13 protein-coding genes are annotated in these 14,198 nt (G+C 64.9%); 7 read left to right on the top strand and 6 right to left on the bottom strand.

The window, feature by feature from the left end:
• Window positions 1-10 precede the first annotated feature (10 nt).
• Window positions 11-631 carry a response regulator transcription factor gene (locus tag IQ16_RS11800; protein WP_026311769.1) on the bottom strand — a complete coding sequence of 207 codons (621 nt, stop codon included), beginning with the start codon at window positions 629-631 and terminating at the stop codon, window positions 11-13.
• A 204-nt stretch (window positions 632-835) separates the two neighbouring features.
• On the opposite strand from IQ16_RS11800, the gene IQ16_RS11795 reads away from it, so the two are divergent.
• Entirely contained in the window at window positions 836-1,873 is a 1,038-nt protein-coding gene (locus IQ16_RS11795) for an AraC family transcriptional regulator (protein ID WP_145831472.1), read from the top strand.
• Between the two features lie 2 nt (window positions 1,874-1,875).
• On the opposite strand, the gene IQ16_RS11790 is transcribed toward IQ16_RS11795, so the two are convergent.
• Window positions 1,876-3,087 (bottom strand): NnrS family protein, encoded by a 1,212-nt coding sequence (locus tag IQ16_RS11790; RefSeq protein WP_018641526.1) that lies wholly within the window; start codon window positions 3,085-3,087, stop codon window positions 1,876-1,878.
• 129 nt (window positions 3,088-3,216) lie between these two features.
• Between IQ16_RS11790 and IQ16_RS11785 the strand changes: the two genes are divergently transcribed.
• Window positions 3,217-3,927 carry a Crp/Fnr family transcriptional regulator gene (locus IQ16_RS11785; protein WP_018641527.1) on the top strand — a complete coding sequence of 237 codons (711 nt, stop codon included), beginning with the start codon at window positions 3,217-3,219 and terminating at the stop codon, window positions 3,925-3,927.
• Between the two features lie 108 nt (window positions 3,928-4,035).
• Here IQ16_RS11785 and IQ16_RS11780 read toward each other — a convergent pair whose 3' ends face one another.
• Both IQ16_RS11780 and hemN read right to left on the bottom strand, forming a co-directional pair.
• The gene (locus IQ16_RS11780; protein ID WP_008138765.1) at window positions 4,036-4,233 is read right to left on the bottom strand and encodes a DUF1858 domain-containing protein; all 198 of its coding nucleotides are present in this window, start codon (window positions 4,231-4,233) and stop codon (window positions 4,036-4,038) included.
• A 182-nt stretch (window positions 4,234-4,415) separates the two neighbouring features.
• Entirely contained in the window at window positions 4,416-5,768 is a 1,353-nt protein-coding gene (gene hemN, locus IQ16_RS11775; protein ID WP_018641528.1) for an oxygen-independent coproporphyrinogen III oxidase, read from the bottom strand.
• Window positions 5,769-5,927: 159 nt separating this feature from the next.
• Between hemN and IQ16_RS11770 the strand changes: the two genes are divergently transcribed.
• From IQ16_RS11770 to IQ16_RS11760, 3 genes are all read left to right on the top strand, one after another.
• Entirely contained in the window at window positions 5,928-6,134 is a 207-nt protein-coding gene (locus IQ16_RS11770) for a hypothetical protein (RefSeq protein ID WP_018641529.1), read from the top strand.
• Window positions 6,135-6,366: 232 nt separating this feature from the next.
• Entirely contained in the window at window positions 6,367-7,461 is a 1,095-nt protein-coding gene (gene nirK, locus IQ16_RS11765; protein WP_026311770.1) for a copper-containing nitrite reductase, read from the top strand.
• 54 nt (window positions 7,462-7,515) lie between these two features.
• Complete coding sequence (locus IQ16_RS11760; protein WP_018641531.1) at window positions 7,516-8,394, top strand: SUMF1/EgtB/PvdO family nonheme iron enzyme; 879 nt, start codon at window positions 7,516-7,518, stop codon at window positions 8,392-8,394.
• A gap of 452 nt (window positions 8,395-8,846) precedes the next feature.
• On the opposite strand, the gene IQ16_RS11755 is transcribed toward IQ16_RS11760, so the two are convergent.
• Both IQ16_RS11755 and IQ16_RS11750 read right to left on the bottom strand, forming a co-directional pair.
• Entirely contained in the window at window positions 8,847-9,497 is a 651-nt protein-coding gene (locus IQ16_RS11755) for a CoA transferase subunit B (protein ID WP_018641532.1), read from the bottom strand.
• 18 nt (window positions 9,498-9,515) lie between these two features.
• Window positions 9,516-10,223 carry a CoA transferase subunit A gene (locus tag IQ16_RS11750; protein ID WP_011089830.1) on the bottom strand — a complete coding sequence of 236 codons (708 nt, stop codon included), beginning with the start codon at window positions 10,221-10,223 and terminating at the stop codon, window positions 9,516-9,518.
• Window positions 10,224-10,561: 338 nt separating this feature from the next.
• Here IQ16_RS11750 and IQ16_RS11745 point away from each other — a divergent pair, with 338 nt between their 5' ends.
• Together IQ16_RS11745 and IQ16_RS11740 are read left to right on the top strand one after the other, a co-directional pair.
• Window positions 10,562-12,502 carry an AsmA family protein gene (locus IQ16_RS11745; RefSeq protein ID WP_018641533.1) on the top strand — a complete coding sequence of 647 codons (1,941 nt, stop codon included), beginning with the start codon at window positions 10,562-10,564 and terminating at the stop codon, window positions 12,500-12,502.
• 219 nt (window positions 12,503-12,721) lie between these two features.
• Window positions 12,722-14,107: an ABC transporter substrate-binding protein gene (locus IQ16_RS11740; RefSeq protein WP_020607807.1), complete on the top strand. Its 1,386-nt coding sequence runs from the start codon at window positions 12,722-12,724 to the stop codon at window positions 14,105-14,107.
• The last annotated feature ends 91 nt before the right edge of the window (window positions 14,108-14,198 follow it).

Genomic DNA, 14,198 nt, shown 5'->3' with positions numbered 1-14,198 from the left:
GCGGCGGCCGTCAGACCTGAGCGGGCGAGCCCTGGCCGAAGATGCGGCGAAGCAGATCGGTCACGTTCTTGGCACCGGCCTTCTTCAGGATGCTGGCGCGGTAGCCTTCGACCGTCCGGGCGCTCAGGTGCATGCGCCGGGCGATCTCCTTGTTGGTGAGACCGGCGGCAAGATGTTCGAGCACGTCGCCTTCGCGCCCGGTCAGGGGCTCGCAGCCGGGCAACCAGCGCTGCCGGCTCGCGCCGGGCTGCGCGACCTCGTCGATGGCGGCATCGATCCGGCCAACGATGTCGTGGGTGCGGAACGGCTTTTCGATGAAGTCGGTCGCGCCGTTCTTGATCGCATCGACCGCCATGGCGATGCTGCCGTTCGCCGAGGTCACCAGGACCGGCGCCATGCAGTTCTCCTCGCGCAGCCGCTTCAGCACTTCGAGCGCAGAGCGATCCGGCGGCATCTCCAGCAGCACGCAGGCCGGCATCCGCGCCTTGGCTTCCGAGAGCAGGGACGCCCCGTCGGCAAAGCAGATCACGTCATAGGCGCTCTGTTGGAGCGCGATGGAAAGTTGTTCGCGGGAGGCCGCGTCAGTTTCAATGACGAATACCTCACCCTTGGAAAGCATGTTCCCCGGCATAGTCCCGATCCAGCAATGTCTTGGTCAAATGGTCCGAGACGGCCGGGGGCCCCGTCGCCCTGCCGCGCCGTCATACGCACGGCATTCACGCCCGTGCTTCGGTTTCTCTTATGTATGTTCCGTCCTGTTCCGGGATTTGACGGATGGGGACAGAAACTTTACATTTCGGGACATCTGCGGGAATGGCTGGCAGGAACGGTTCACATGACCGACCTCATTCGCAGCGCAGGCTTGAGCTATTACCCGGAGGTCGCCCGGTCAGTCGGGCTCGACCCCAGGCAGATGATGCGCAAGGTCAGGCTGCCGCAGGCCGTGCTCGACAAGCCCGATACGCCGATTGCAGTGACCAGCCTGCGCCGTCTGCTCGAATTGTCGGCAGAGGCGTCGGGTGCTGAAGATTTCGGTTTGCGGCTCGCCGAGCGCGGCGGACTCACCAATTTCGGAGCGGTCGGCCTGATCGTGCGCGAACAGGCGACCGTCGGTGAAGCCATCGAGGCGTTCTCGCGCTTCATCCATGTCCATCATGAGGGCATGCGGCTGGACGTGACGCGTGGCAAGCAGACCGTGACCATCACGCTGCACCTGCGCGGCCGGCAGCCGCGCGCGCCGCGGCAGTCGATCGACATGGCGCTCGGCAGCGTCCACCGCATCATCCAGTCGCTGTTCGGCAGCGATTGGCGGCCGCAGGCAGTGCACCTGCACTATCCGCCGCCGCACGACCGCAAGCGCTATCGCGACTTCTTCGGCTGCCGCGTGACCTTCAATGCCGATGACGATGCGATCCTGCTGTCGGCGCACGACATGGAGCGCCGCATTCCGAGCGCTCATCCCCTCATCGCGAATTACCTGCGCAAGCGGATCGAGGCGATCGAGACCCGGCCGGCAAGCTGGGAGGGAAAGGTCGACGAGGTGGTGCGGACCCTGCTCGCCAGTGGCGAGTGCACCGTCGAGCGCGTGGCCGAGCATCTGGCCTGCACCCGTCGCACCATCCACCGCCACCTCGCCGCGTCAGGCACCAGCTTCTCGGCCATCCTCGACGCGCAGCGCGCCGATCTCGTGATCCAGCTGATCGACGATCCCGACCGGCCGCTGGCCGATATCGCCGCGCAGCTCGGCTTCTCCGCGCAAAGCGCGATGGCCCGCTGGTTCCGCGGCCGCTTCGGCTGCACCATCACCGCATGGCGCAAGGGCGTGCGGCCGCTGGCCGAGCCAGCGGATGTCCCCTCGGCGAGCGCGGCTTAGGTTCAGCGTGCCGGAGCGGGCACGCCCATGATGGCAAGGGCGCGCCGGGGGCTGCCGGCGAGCAGTGGGCCGAACGCGATCGCAAAGCCGAGGAATGCCGCGACCCAGCCGAAGGCTGCGACATGCAGCAGCACGTCACCATGCGCAGGCACGACCACTGCGCAGACCCGCGCCAGCGCCGCGACGACGATCGCGACATAGATGGCTTGCGTCGCCGGTGAAGCCGTCAGCGCCTGCCCGGTGTGACCGAGGCTTGCACGCGTCATCACCGCGAGCGTCATGGTCCCTGCCGCGCCGGCCATCCAGGCATGAATGCCCGCGCTCGGCGGCAGTTCGCCGAAGGCGGCCAGGGCATTCAGGATGAAGCCGAGCGGCACGAAGACGTAACCGACATGCAGGATCAGCAGCAGCCGCTCGCGCGTGGTGCGGTCGCCGGCCCAGCGTGCAAGCCGAACCAGATGCAGCGCGCCGACCACGGCCATCACGATGCCGGTGATCATGTTCAGCGGCGCCACGATCCACGCGATCAGCGCCAGTGCGCTCGCTCCGATCACCGCGCCGTCAAAACGTCCGAACGGCACCGGCAGGCGTCCGGGATTGAACTTGACCAGCCAGTTGCGGGTGAAGCTCGGAATGATGCGGCCGCCGATCAGCGCGATCAGCAGCATCACCACACTGACGCCGACGCGGATGCTGACATCGGCCGCGCCTTCGAAATGCGCTTCGAGATGAAAGCCGACATTGCCGGCCAGCAGCATGAGCACCAGCACCACCACCGGCAGGTTGCGCCAGTTCCCGCCCGCGATGATCTCACGCGTCGCAGCCGCAACGACCAGCGCCAGGAAAGCGGCATCGACGACCAGCGCGAAGGCCCATCCGATATCGGCCGACAAGGTCACGGCAAGGCGTCCGGCCAGCCAGACCACCAGCAGCGCGCCGAGCGAGGTCCCCTGGATCGGCAGCCGCCCGGTCCAGTTCGGGATCGCCGTGAACAGGAACCCGGTGATGACAGCCGGCAGGAAGCCATAGAGCATCTCGTGGACGTGCCAGTCGCGCGGCGCAAAGGCTGAGGTCACCGACAATTCACCGTAGAACATCGGCAGCCAGGCCAGAATCGACAGCCCGGCCTGGACGGCAGCGAGCAGGAAAAAAGGCCGAAAACTGTTCGCAAACAGCGGCCAGCCCGCAAAATTGCGGGATCGGGCGCCAGCCATGGGGCAACTCCTGTCAATTCAGATCGTCGTTTGGAAAAATACTGCCGTCCGGGGCGGCCGGTTTTGCGCTATCGCAAATTGCAGGACGATTGCAGGTGCCATCACACTCCGGAGCGCCAAGGAGGCAGAATGGCCAAGGTCGACACATCGCTGGTTGCGCATTTGCCGCTGTTTGCCGGGGTCGCGCCGGACGCTCTGGACGAGATCCTGCGCGAGGCCCGCTCAGTGCGCTACCCGAAGAACACCGCCATCTTCGAGCAGGGCGCAGACGCGCAGTCGTTCTTCCTGCTGCTGCACGGCCATGTCCGCGCGGCCAAGACCACCCCGACCGGCGAGCAGATCGTGGTGCGCTACGTCGCGCCCGGCGAGACGTTCGGGCTCGCGATGGCGATCGGAGCCACGCGCTACCCAGCCACCGCGATGGCCGTCGACGACAGCGTGGTGCTGATCTGGCCGACCTCGGCCTGGCCGCGGCTGATCGAGCGGTTTCCCTCGCTCGCCGCCAACACGCTCCAGACCGTCGGCGCGCGGCTGCAGGAGAGCCACACCCGCATCCTGGAAATGTCGACCCAGCAGGTCGAGCAGCGCATTGCCCATGCGCTGCTACGCCTCGCCAAGCAGTCCGGCAAGAAGCTCGACCAGGGCATCGAGATCGACTTCCCGATCAGCCGCCAGGACATCGCGCAGATGACCGGCACCACCCTGCACACCGTGAGCCGCATCCTGAGCGGCTGGGAGAGCCAGGGTCTCGTCGAGAGCGGCCGTCAGCGCATCATCCTGCGCGAGCCGCACAAGATCGTCGTGCTGGCGGAACGGACTCCCGACAGCGGCGCGGCGTGAGCGCCGCACCGCTGTCGCTGAAAATAGGGGTGAGGGCGCTTCCGCTCGCGGCAGAAGCTTGACCCTCACCCGGGAATCCGCGCGCGCCCGCGCGAACTCCGGATCGTCTCACGCCGGCACGCAGTCGCAGAGTGCAGCGAGGAATTTGTCGCGGTCGATGCCGTGCTCACGGCAGGCGTCTTCCACCGTGTGGAAGGTTGCGATCGGGCAGCCGACGCAGGCCAGCCTGAAAGCAAGAAACACGCGGATCGTGTGGGGCGCCGTGCGCATGATGTCATCGACCAGATCGTCGGATCGAAAGGGCATGGACAACTCCGTTCGGAAACGACGATAGCGGAGCGGGGGCCGGTTTCTTTGTTGGAGCGCAAGCTGGGTTGTCATTCCGGGGCGCGCCGTTAGGCGCGAGCCCGGAATCCATCATGCAGCGGATATCGTGGATGAATGGATTCCGGGCTCGTGCTTCGCACGCCCGGAATGACGGAGAGAGTCTACACCGCCCTGCTGTGCAGCTGCTTTCCCGGATCCAGATGCGCGTCGAACGCGGCGGCGACGCTGCGGACCAGGAAGCGCGAGTCGCTTGCGACTGCGAGCCGGTCGCCGTCCAGCCTGACGACGCCGTCCGAGATCAGCGGCTTCAGACGCGACGCCGATTTGAGCATCGCTCCGGCCTCGACACCATGGCGCGCGCAGATGTCGCCGAGATCGGCGCTGAACTCGCACATGATGCGCTCGATGATGTCGGCACGCAGCCGGTCGTCGTCGGTGAGCCCGTAGCCCTTGGCGGTGGCCAGACGGCCGCTGGTGATGTTTTGGGCGTAGGCGCCGATCTGCACCTCGTTCTGGACATAGCCTTGCGGCAGGTGTCCGATCGCGCTCGCACCGAAGCCGAGCAGGACTTCGCCCTTGTCGGTGGTATAGCCCTGGAAATTGCGCCGCAGCGTGCGCTCCTCGAAAGCCACAGCCATGGCATCGTCAGGCCGCGCGAAATGATCGAGCCCGATTTGCACATAGCCGGCCTCCTTCAGCGCATTGGCGATCGCGCAGGCCTGGTCGTGACGCGCCAGGCCGTCGGGCAGCACCGCCTCGTTGATCATGCGCTGGTGCTTCTTGAAAGCAGGCACGTGCGCATAGCCGAACACCGAGAAGCGATCGGGTGCGAGCTCGAGCGCGCGCCGCACGGTGTCGAGACAGGAGGCGACGGTCTGATGCGGCAGCCCGTAGATCAGGTCGAAATTGACTCCTGCGATGCCCGCACCCCGAAGCATCTCGACGACGGACGCGGTCTGCTCAAAGCTCTGCACGCGGTTGATCGCGCGCTGCACGACGGGATCGAAACTCTGCACCCCCAGGCTGGCGCGGTTGACGCCGGACAGCCGCATGGCCTCGACCATGTCGGCGGTCAGCGTCCTCGGGTCGATCTCGACCGCGATCTCGGCCGTCGGCAGCACGAAGAACGAATGCCGCATCGCCGCCATCAACTCGGCAAAGGCCTCCGGCGCCATGATCGTCGGCGTGCCGCCGCCGAAATGGATATGCTCGACCTTGATGCGGCGGCCGATGGTTTCGGCGACCTGGGAGATCTCGCTGCGCAACGTGCGCTGATAGGCCGCAATCAGCCCGTCGCGCCGCACGATCTGGGTATGGCAGCCGCAATACCAGCACATTTCGCGACAGAACGGCACGTGCAGATAAAGCGAGGCGCTGGCACCGGCAGGGAGCTCGGACAGCCACCGGGCGTAGGTCTCGGCGCCGATTGCCGCCGAGAAGTGCGGCGCGGTCGGATAGCTCGTGTAGCGCGGCAACCTCTCTTCGCCGTAGCTCGCTGCGAGATCTAGTCTCATGTCTTACCCATTCGTAAATCAACGCCGCGGCGTGGCGCGGCAAATCCCGGTTGGCATTGGATTACCCGTTTTCGGGCGAGCGACCTTGCGCTCGCTCAAAGTCTGAGCGCCTGACTTGGCCGATGATGACGTTTAAGCGTTGCTTCCTGGAGATAGGCCATGGCGTCGTTCGCGCTCGATCTCGTTCTTTGGCTCGCCGGCATCCGCGGCCACATCCCGCGCTTCGACGATTTCCGTCCTGTCCCTGCCGCGCCCGCAAGCGGTGCAAATTATCTCGCGCGCGTTCTGGCAATCATGGCCACCGTCTTTGCCGCGTTGTCGCTCGCAGTCTGGGGCACGGTCTGGATGGCGATACACCTGCTCTGATCGACCACATCCATACGTTCACGACCGAATGCAACTGAACATGCGAACGATTTGCCGCTTGCGCGGCTGACGATGCGAGATCGTAGCCATCGTCGATGCGACTTCGGCGCACCTCGTAAGGAATTTACCGGAGGCGAATCCGGCAGAAGCTTGTCGCAGCGCAAACACTCTTGCCGCAACAGGCGCACACTGCATCCGTCATCAAGACCATTTCAGATGAAGGATGCTTCCGATGTTCACCCGCAGAGCCGCATTGATCAGCGCCGCCGCGACCGCCCTGATGCTGGCGACACCCGCCCTGGCTGCCGATGATCTCAAACTGCCGCGTCAGAAGGTCGAGCTGGTCGCTCCGCCCTTCGTGCATGCGCACGAGCAGGCGACCAAGCAGGGTCCCAAGATCATCGAGTTCAAGCTGACGATCGAGGAGAAGAAGGTCGTCATCGACGAGAAGGGCACGACCTTCCAGGCCATGACCTTCAATGGCTCGATGCCGGGCCCGCTGATGGTGGTGCATGAGGGCGATTACGTCGAGACGACGCTGGTCAATCCCGCGACCAACACCATGCCGCACAACATCGACTTCCATTCCGCGACCGGTGCGCTCGGCGGCGGCGCGCTCACGCTGATCAATCCCGGCGAGCAGGTGGTGCTGCGCTGGAAGGCGACCAAGACCGGCGTGTTCGTCTATCACTGCGCGCCGGGCGGCCCGATGATCCCCTGGCACGTCGTCTCCGGCATGAACGGCGCCGTGATGGTGCTGCCGCGCGAGGGACTGAACGACGGCAAGGGCCACGCGCTGAAGTACGACAAGGTCTACTATATCGGCGAGCAGGACATGTACGTGCCGCGCGACGAGAAGGGCAATTTCAAGTCCTACGACTCGCCGGGCGAGGCCTTCACCGAGACCGAAGAGGTGATGAAGAAGCTCACCCCGACCCACGTCGTGTTCAACGGCAAGGTGGGCGCGCTCACCGGCAAGAATGCGCTGACCGCCAATGTCGGCGAGAACGTGCTGATCGTGCACTCGCAGGCCAATCGCGACAGCCGTCCGCATCTGATCGGCGGCCATGGCGACTATGTCTGGGAGACCGGCAAGTTCGGCAATGCGCCCGAGGTCGGGCTCGAGACCTGGTTCATCCGCGGCGGCTCGGCGGGAGCTGCGCTGTACAAATTCCAGCAGCCCGGCATCTACGCCTATGTCACGCATAATCTGATCGAGGCCGCCGATCTCGGTGCCACCGCGCACTTCAAGGTCGAAGGCAAGTGGAACGACGATCTGATGATGCAGGTGAAGGCGCCTGCGGACATCCCGGCCAACACCAACTAGACGCGACAAGGGGCCGGTGATCCACCGGCCCCTTCTTCCCTTCGGGGGACGACCATGCTGATCGCATTCAAGCTGAAACTGCTGCTCGCCTGCGCCGCCGGGCTCGCAGGGCCGATCGCGATGGCGCCCCTGGTCTCGGACATGGCGGTCCACGGCACGGCCGCGGAGCCCGCGATCGTCAGGATCGCGCCTGGCAATGTCTCCTATCGCGAAGCCGGCGATTTCACGCGTGGCGGGCAGCAGGCGGAAGCACCGCTGCGCGCGATGCGATTCACGAGGCCGCTGCACATCATGCGCAATCAGGTCTCGTCGTCCGACTATCAGCTTTGCGTGCAGGACGGCGCCTGCCGCGCACTCGATCGCGGGGTGGCGGTCGCGATCGATCGTCCCGCGGTGCAGGTGAACTGGCACGACGCCGAGGCCTATGCCGGCTGGCTGTCACGCAAGACCGGCCAGACGTGGCGCCTGCCGAGCGATGCGGAATGGGCGTTTGCGGCGGGCTCCAGATTCAAGGACGATGGCGCGCCGGTGGACCGGGACAATCCCTCGAAGCGCTGGATCAGCCGCTATGAGCGCGAATCCGAGCGCGATCCCTTCGACACCGCGGCCCATCCGTTCGGCAAGTTCGGCGTGAACGAGCACGGCATCGAAGATCTCGCCGGCAACGTCTGGGAGTGGACCTCGACCTGCTTCGTGCGCTCGCGCGTCGACGAGGCCGGCCATGCCGGCCGGGCGACCGTGAACTGCGGCGTGCGCGTCGCCGAAGGCGCGCACCGCGCCTATGTCACCGACTTCATCCGCGACGCCCGCGCCGGCGGCTGCGCCCAAGGCGTGCCGCCCGCCAATCTCGGCTTCCGCCTGGTGCGGGAGGAGCGGACGTGGATGGCCAACGTGTCGGCGCGGTGGGGCAAGGCGTGGGCGGCGCGGTCGTAAGCAGGACCGCCGCCTGAATTGGAAAACGACGGCAGCGCCTCATGCTCCGTCATCGCGAGCCACCGGGTCCGCGCGAAGCGCGGCCCGATGACAGGCTCCGCGAAGCAATCCAGAATCTCTCCGCGGAAGCAGCCTGGATTGCTTCGTCGCAAGAGGTCCTCGCAATGACGGTGTGGAGGCAGCGCGCCAAGCCTCTCCAACGTCGTCCTGGCGAAGGCCAGGACCCATAGCCACCGAACAAAGTTTGGCGAAGGCCGGTCGTTCGGGACGATCACCGCCCGCGAAACGATGGACCTCGCGGTATGGGTCCTGGCCTTCGCCAGGACGACACCGAGGATGAGGAGAGAACCTCCTGCCTCACCGACTCTTAGGAGCGCTCATCGTGGATCGCCCGTAGGTCAAACGAAAATGGCCGGGCAAGCCCGGCCATTTGGCAGCTGCTTTCAACTCTCTCAGGTGTTCTTCAGCGCGACGCGGAATTCGGCTTCGGTCTTGGCCTTGACCTCGTCGAGCGAGACGCCGTCGGCGAGCTCGATCAGGGCCATGCCGCCGTCGCCGTGCTTGTCGATGGTGAAGACCGCGAGATCGGTGACGACCATGTCGACCACGCGCTCGCCGGTCAGCGGCAGGTTGCACTGCTTCAGCAGCTTCGGGCCGTCCTTGGCCGAATGCTCCATCACCACGACGACGCGCTTGACGCCGGCGACGAGATCCATCGCGCCGCCCATGCCCTTGACCATCTTGCCGGGGATCATCCAGTTGGCGAGATCGCCGTTCTGAGCCACCTGCATGGCGCCGAGGATCGAGAGGTCCATGTGGCCGCCGCGGATCATGCCGAAGGAATCCGCGCTCGAGAAATACGAGGTCGAGGGCAGCTCGCTGACGGTTTGCTTGCCGGCGTTGATCAGGTCCGCGTCCACCTCGTCTTCATAGGGGAACGGGCCCATGCCGAGCATGCCGTTCTCGCTCTGCAAGGAGACGTCCATGCCGTCGGGGATGTAGTTCGAGACCAGCGTCGGGATGCCGATGCCGAGATTGACGTAGTAGCCGTCGCGCAATTCCTTCGCGGCGCGCGCAGCCATCTGTTCACGGGTCCAGGCCATGTGAGTCTCCTGTTACGCTTAAGCGGCGGTACGCGGGCGGGTGTTGCGGAATTCGATGCGCTTCTTGGCCGTGCCGACCTCGACGATGCGCTTCACGAAGATGCCGGGCGTATGGATATGGTCGGGATTGAGTTCACCGGCCGGAACCAGATGCTCGACCTCCGCCACCGTGATCTTGGCGGCGGTCGCCATCATCGGGTTAAAGTTGCGCGCGGTCTTGCGGTAGATGAGGTTGCCGGCGGTGTCGCCCTTCCAGGCGTGCACGATGGCGAGGTCGGCGAACAGGCCGCGCTCCATCAGGTACTTCTCGCCGTCGAACTCCTTCACTTCCTTGCCTTCGGCGATCAGCGTGCCGACGCCGGTCTTGGTGTAGAAGGCCGGGATGCCGGCGCCGCCGGCGCGGATGCGCTCGGCCAGCGTGCCCTGCGGGTTGAATTCGAGTTCCAGCTCGCCGGCGAGGAATTGCTGGGCGAACAGCTTGTTCTCGCCCACATAGGACGAGATCATCTTCTTGATCTGCCGGGTTTCCAAGAGGCGGCTGAGCCCGATGCCGTCGACGCCGGCATTGTTGGAGACGACCGTCAGCCCCTTGACGCCCGATTCGCGGATCGCGTCCGACAGCTCCTCGGCAATGCCGCAGAGGCCGAAGCCCCCCGACATGATCATCATGTTGTCTTTCAGAATGCCGTCGAGCGCCGACTTGGCGTCGGGATAGACCTTGTTCATGCAAAAAACCTCGACTGAACCTTCGGCTTGCAGCCGCCGCACCTTGTTGGCGGCGATTATTAGGCGAAATCCGCCAAAGCCGTCAATGATACGGGGTTCTCCGCTCCGCGGGGCGGTGGTAGAAGCTGCCCAGCCCGTGGGCAGAACCGCCCGCGGCCTTGAAAGCGACAAGAAAACCCATCAAGTTGCGGCACTTAACCTAACGGGACTTGTGACCTAACAAGACTTGTAACCTGACCGAACTTGTAGCCTAACAGACCTTGGGCGTGGGGCGCGCAGGTTTCCCGGCCCGCCCTTCTGGACCCAACAACCAACCCGATCAGGACATGCCATTGACCATGGCCCAAGGAATGAAGCGCCTCGGGACGCCGATCGCGGCGCTGCTCGGCATCGCGCTGATCGCCCTGGTCGCGACCTCATGGCTCATCAACCGCGACGCGCTGCGCAAGGCGGTGGAGGCGCAGATCCGCGACGTCACGGGCCTGGAGCTCAATGTCGCAGGCAGCATCGACATTTCGGTGCTGCCGGCGAGCTACATCTCCTTCCATGACGTCGGCCTGAAGGGTGGCGGCACCAGCGATCCCGCGCTCCATGTCGACGTGCTCACCGCCAATCTGCGGCTGTTACCGCTGCTGCTGCAACGGTTCGAGATCGCCGACCTGACGCTGCTCAGGCCGCGCATCCATGTCAGCCTCAAGCCGGACGGCGAGAGCAACTGGACGCCCTTCATCCAGACCATTGCCCGCACCATGAAGCCCGGGGCCGACAACCAGGTGTCGTTCTCCGAGATCAGGATCCAGGACGGCCTGCTCAATTACGAGGACGCCGCCACCCGCGCCACCGAGAAGTTCGAGGACATCGACCTGTCGCTGGCCTGGCCGTCGATCTCGCGCTCCTTTGCCGCAACCGGGCAGTTCGACTGGCGGGGCGAGCGGGTCGACGGCTCGATCAGCTTCTCCGATTTCGTCGCCGCCCTCTCGGGCGACCGGTCCGGCCTGAAGGCGCGGATCGCGAGCGCGCCGCTCAAGCTCGCCTTCGACGGCAGCGTCGCCAACCGCACCAGCCCGATGATGGAGGGCACGCTCACCATCGACAGCCCGTCCCTGCGCAACGCGCTGCGCTGGACCGGACAGCCGCAGCCGGCCAGCGGCGGCTTTGGCCGCTTCGCGCTGAAAGCGCGCGCCAACGTGGTGGGCGCCTCGATCGCGCTCACCAATGTCAATGTCGAGCTCGACGGCAACACCGCCGAGGGCGTCATGACCTACGCCAATAACGGCCGGCAGACGCTGCAGGCGACGCTCGCCGCCGACGCACTCGACTTCACACCTTATATTTCGACCTTCCGCCTGCTCGCGAGCGGCGCCCGCGACTGGAACAGGCAGCTGTTCGATCTCAACGGGCTGTCGACCACCGACCTCGACATGCGCCTGTCGGCGGCGCGGCTGACCGTCGGACCGACGAAGCTCGGCCGCACCGCGATCGGCGCCAATTTGCGCAACGGCACGCTGGCGCTCTCGGTCGGCGAGGCCCAGGTCTACGGCGGCATCGCCAAGGGTTCGTTCGGCATCGCCCGCACCGACAGCGTCGCCGACATCAAGGCGCAATTCCAGTTCACCGACGTCGATCTGCAGGCCTGCGCCACCGAGCTGTTCGGCCTCAACAAGCTGTCCGGCCGCGGCAACATCAACGTCTCCCTCCTTGCCTCCGGCTCGAGCCCGTTCGGCCTCGTTCAGTCGCTCGACGGCAGCGCCACGGTCACCGGGCATGACGGCGCGATCTCGGGCTTCAACGCCGAGCAGCTGCTGAAGCGGCTGGAGCGGCGGCCGCTGTCGGGCGGCGGCAATTTCCGCAGCGGCTCGACCCCCTACGACAAGCTCACCATCGCGGTAAAATTCTCCGACGGCATCGCCACCGCCGAAGACATCCGCGTCGAAGGGCCGACGGCGAAGATCACGCTCACCGGCACCGCATCGGTGCCGACGCGCGAATACGACATGAAGGGCGTCGCGAGCCTCAACAGCTCATCGGGCTTCGAGTTGCCCTTCGTGGTGCAGGGGCCCTGGGATGATCCCCTGATCTTCCCCGATCCGGAAAGCCTGATCCGCCGCTCGCCGGCTTCCGCGCCGCTGCTCGACATGCTGAAGGACCGCAAGGGAAGCGATGCCGTGCGCTCCGCAATCGAGCGCATCACCGGCGCAGGCAAGCGTCCCGCACCGGCGGAATCGCCGACGGCGGAGAACGCCAAAGAAAACGCCAAGGAAAACGCCAAGTCGAACTAGTGCCACATCATTGAGCGCCGATCGGCCGGCAGCGGCCGACCAGAGCGAATTGATCCGGGCGAATTGATGCGGCGATTGGATCGATGCGCACGTTAAGCATCTCCTCCGGCGCAAGGCCCACGACCTAGGTCTGACAAGATGCCGCTAGATCGGCTCTCCGCCATGCGCTAGTGTTTTACACGACCGGTTAAAAACACCGGCCGTTTGAGGGAGAAAAACGTGAGATCCAAGGTTATTGGCGCAGTGTCACTGGCGGTCGCTGCGGTTGGGCTGTTCGCGGTCACTGCACCCGCCTTTGCGCAGCAGAAGACGATTACGGTCTGGTGGGGCAAGGGCTTCTATCGCTCCGAAGACGACGCGCTGATCGATACGATCAAGAAATTCGAAGCCAAGACCGGCATCAAGGTCGAATTGTCGCAATACGCGATCCAGGACATGATTCCGAAGACGGTTGCCGCGCTCGATGCCGGCACCGTGCCCGACGTGGCCTATTCCGATTCCTATGACGTGCAGGCGCAGGGCAAGTGGGCCTACGAGGGCAAGCTCGAGGACCTCTCGGACGTCATGGAGCCGATCAAGGACCGGTTCGTGCAGAACACGCTGGACGCCTCGATCCTCTATAACGACGTCGCCAAGAAGAAGGCCTATTACGGCTTCCCGCTGAAGCAGCAGAGCATGCACGTCCAGATCTGGAACGACATGCTGGAGAAGGCCGGCTTCAAGCAGAGCGACATCCCGAACGACTGGACGGGCTACTGGACGTTCTGGTGCGACAAGGTGCAGCCGGCGATCCGCAAGGCCACCGGCCAGCGCATCTACGCCGTCGGCCAGCCGATGGGCGTGGAATCCACCGACGCCTTCCAGTCGTTCTACACCTTCATGGACGCCTACCACGTCAAGCTGGTCGACAACGACGGCAAGCTCCTGGTCGACGATCCCACGGTTCGCGAGAACCTGATCAAGGCGATGAAGGACTACACCGACACCTACATCAAGGGCTGCACGCCGCCCTCCTCGACGACCTGGAAGGATCCGGACAACAACGTCGCCTTCCACAACAAGACCATCGTGATGACCCACAACTTCACGATCTCGATCGCGGCGAAGTGGTTCGAGGACTCGCAGAACCAGGCCCTGACCCAGGAGCAGCGCGACGCCGGCAAGAAGGCCTACGAGCAGGACATCGTCACGGCGTCCTTCCCGAAGGCGCCTGATGGCTCGACCATCCGCTACCGCTCCGACGTCAAGACCGGACTGATCTTCACCGCGGCCAAGAACAAGGCCGAGGCCAAGCAGTTCATCAGCTTCCTGCTCCAGGAAGAAAACGTCCGTCCCTATATCGAGGGCGCACTCGGCCGCTGGTTCCCGGTGACGAAGGAAAGCCAGGAAAGCCCGTTCTGGCAGGCTGACAAGCACCGCAAGGCCGTCTATGCGCAGTTCAAGGGTGGCACCGCGGCGTTCGACTTCACCAAGAACTGGAAGTTCACGATCCTCAACAACGAAAACGTGTGGGCGAAGGCGATGAACCGCGTCGTCAGCGAGAAGGTTCCTGTCGACAAAGCCGTCGACGAACTGATCGCCCGCATCAAGCAGGTCGCGGGTTAAGGTATATCCCTTCCTCTCCCCGCATCTCGCGGGGAGAGGCGAAACGCTAACACCGGCCGCCTCGTGCGGCCGGAAGTCCTTTCAAAGAGTC

The organism is Bradyrhizobium huanghuaihaiense (assembly GCF_007830635.1).
Taxonomy (GTDB): Bacteria; Pseudomonadota; Alphaproteobacteria; order Rhizobiales; family Xanthobacteraceae; genus Bradyrhizobium; species Bradyrhizobium huanghuaihaiense.
Note: the sequence above shows the minus strand (reverse complement) of the source record. Positions and strands in the feature narration are given on the sequence as shown.

What these genes read in the sequence shown, in the direction of transcription:
- IQ16_RS11800 (WP_026311769.1), bottom strand. Translation starts at nt 631, where the DNA reads ATGCCGGGGAACATGCTTTCCAAGGGTGAGGTATTCGTCATTGAAACT.
- IQ16_RS11795 (WP_145831472.1), top strand. Translation starts at nt 836, where the DNA reads ATGACCGACCTCATTCGCAGCGCAGGCTTGAGCTATTACCCGGAGGTC.
- IQ16_RS11790 (WP_018641526.1), bottom strand. Translation starts at nt 3,087, where the DNA reads ATGGCTGGCGCCCGATCCCGCAATTTTGCGGGCTGGCCGCTGTTTGCG.
- IQ16_RS11785 (WP_018641527.1), top strand. Translation starts at nt 3,217, where the DNA reads ATGGCCAAGGTCGACACATCGCTGGTTGCGCATTTGCCGCTGTTTGCC.
- IQ16_RS11780 (WP_008138765.1), bottom strand. Translation starts at nt 4,233, where the DNA reads ATGCCCTTTCGATCCGACGATCTGGTCGATGACATCATGCGCACGGCG.
- hemN (WP_018641528.1), bottom strand. Translation starts at nt 5,768, where the DNA reads ATGAGACTAGATCTCGCAGCGAGCTACGGCGAAGAGAGGTTGCCGCGC.
- IQ16_RS11770 (WP_018641529.1), top strand. Translation starts at nt 5,928, where the DNA reads ATGGCGTCGTTCGCGCTCGATCTCGTTCTTTGGCTCGCCGGCATCCGC.
- nirK (WP_026311770.1), top strand. Translation starts at nt 6,367, where the DNA reads ATGTTCACCCGCAGAGCCGCATTGATCAGCGCCGCCGCGACCGCCCTG.
- IQ16_RS11760 (WP_018641531.1), top strand. Translation starts at nt 7,516, where the DNA reads ATGCTGATCGCATTCAAGCTGAAACTGCTGCTCGCCTGCGCCGCCGGG.
- IQ16_RS11755 (WP_018641532.1), bottom strand. Translation starts at nt 9,497, where the DNA reads ATGGCCTGGACCCGTGAACAGATGGCTGCGCGCGCCGCGAAGGAATTG.
- IQ16_RS11750 (WP_011089830.1), bottom strand. Translation starts at nt 10,223, where the DNA reads ATGAACAAGGTCTATCCCGACGCCAAGTCGGCGCTCGACGGCATTCTG.
- IQ16_RS11745 (WP_018641533.1), top strand. Translation starts at nt 10,562, where the DNA reads ATGGCCCAAGGAATGAAGCGCCTCGGGACGCCGATCGCGGCGCTGCTC.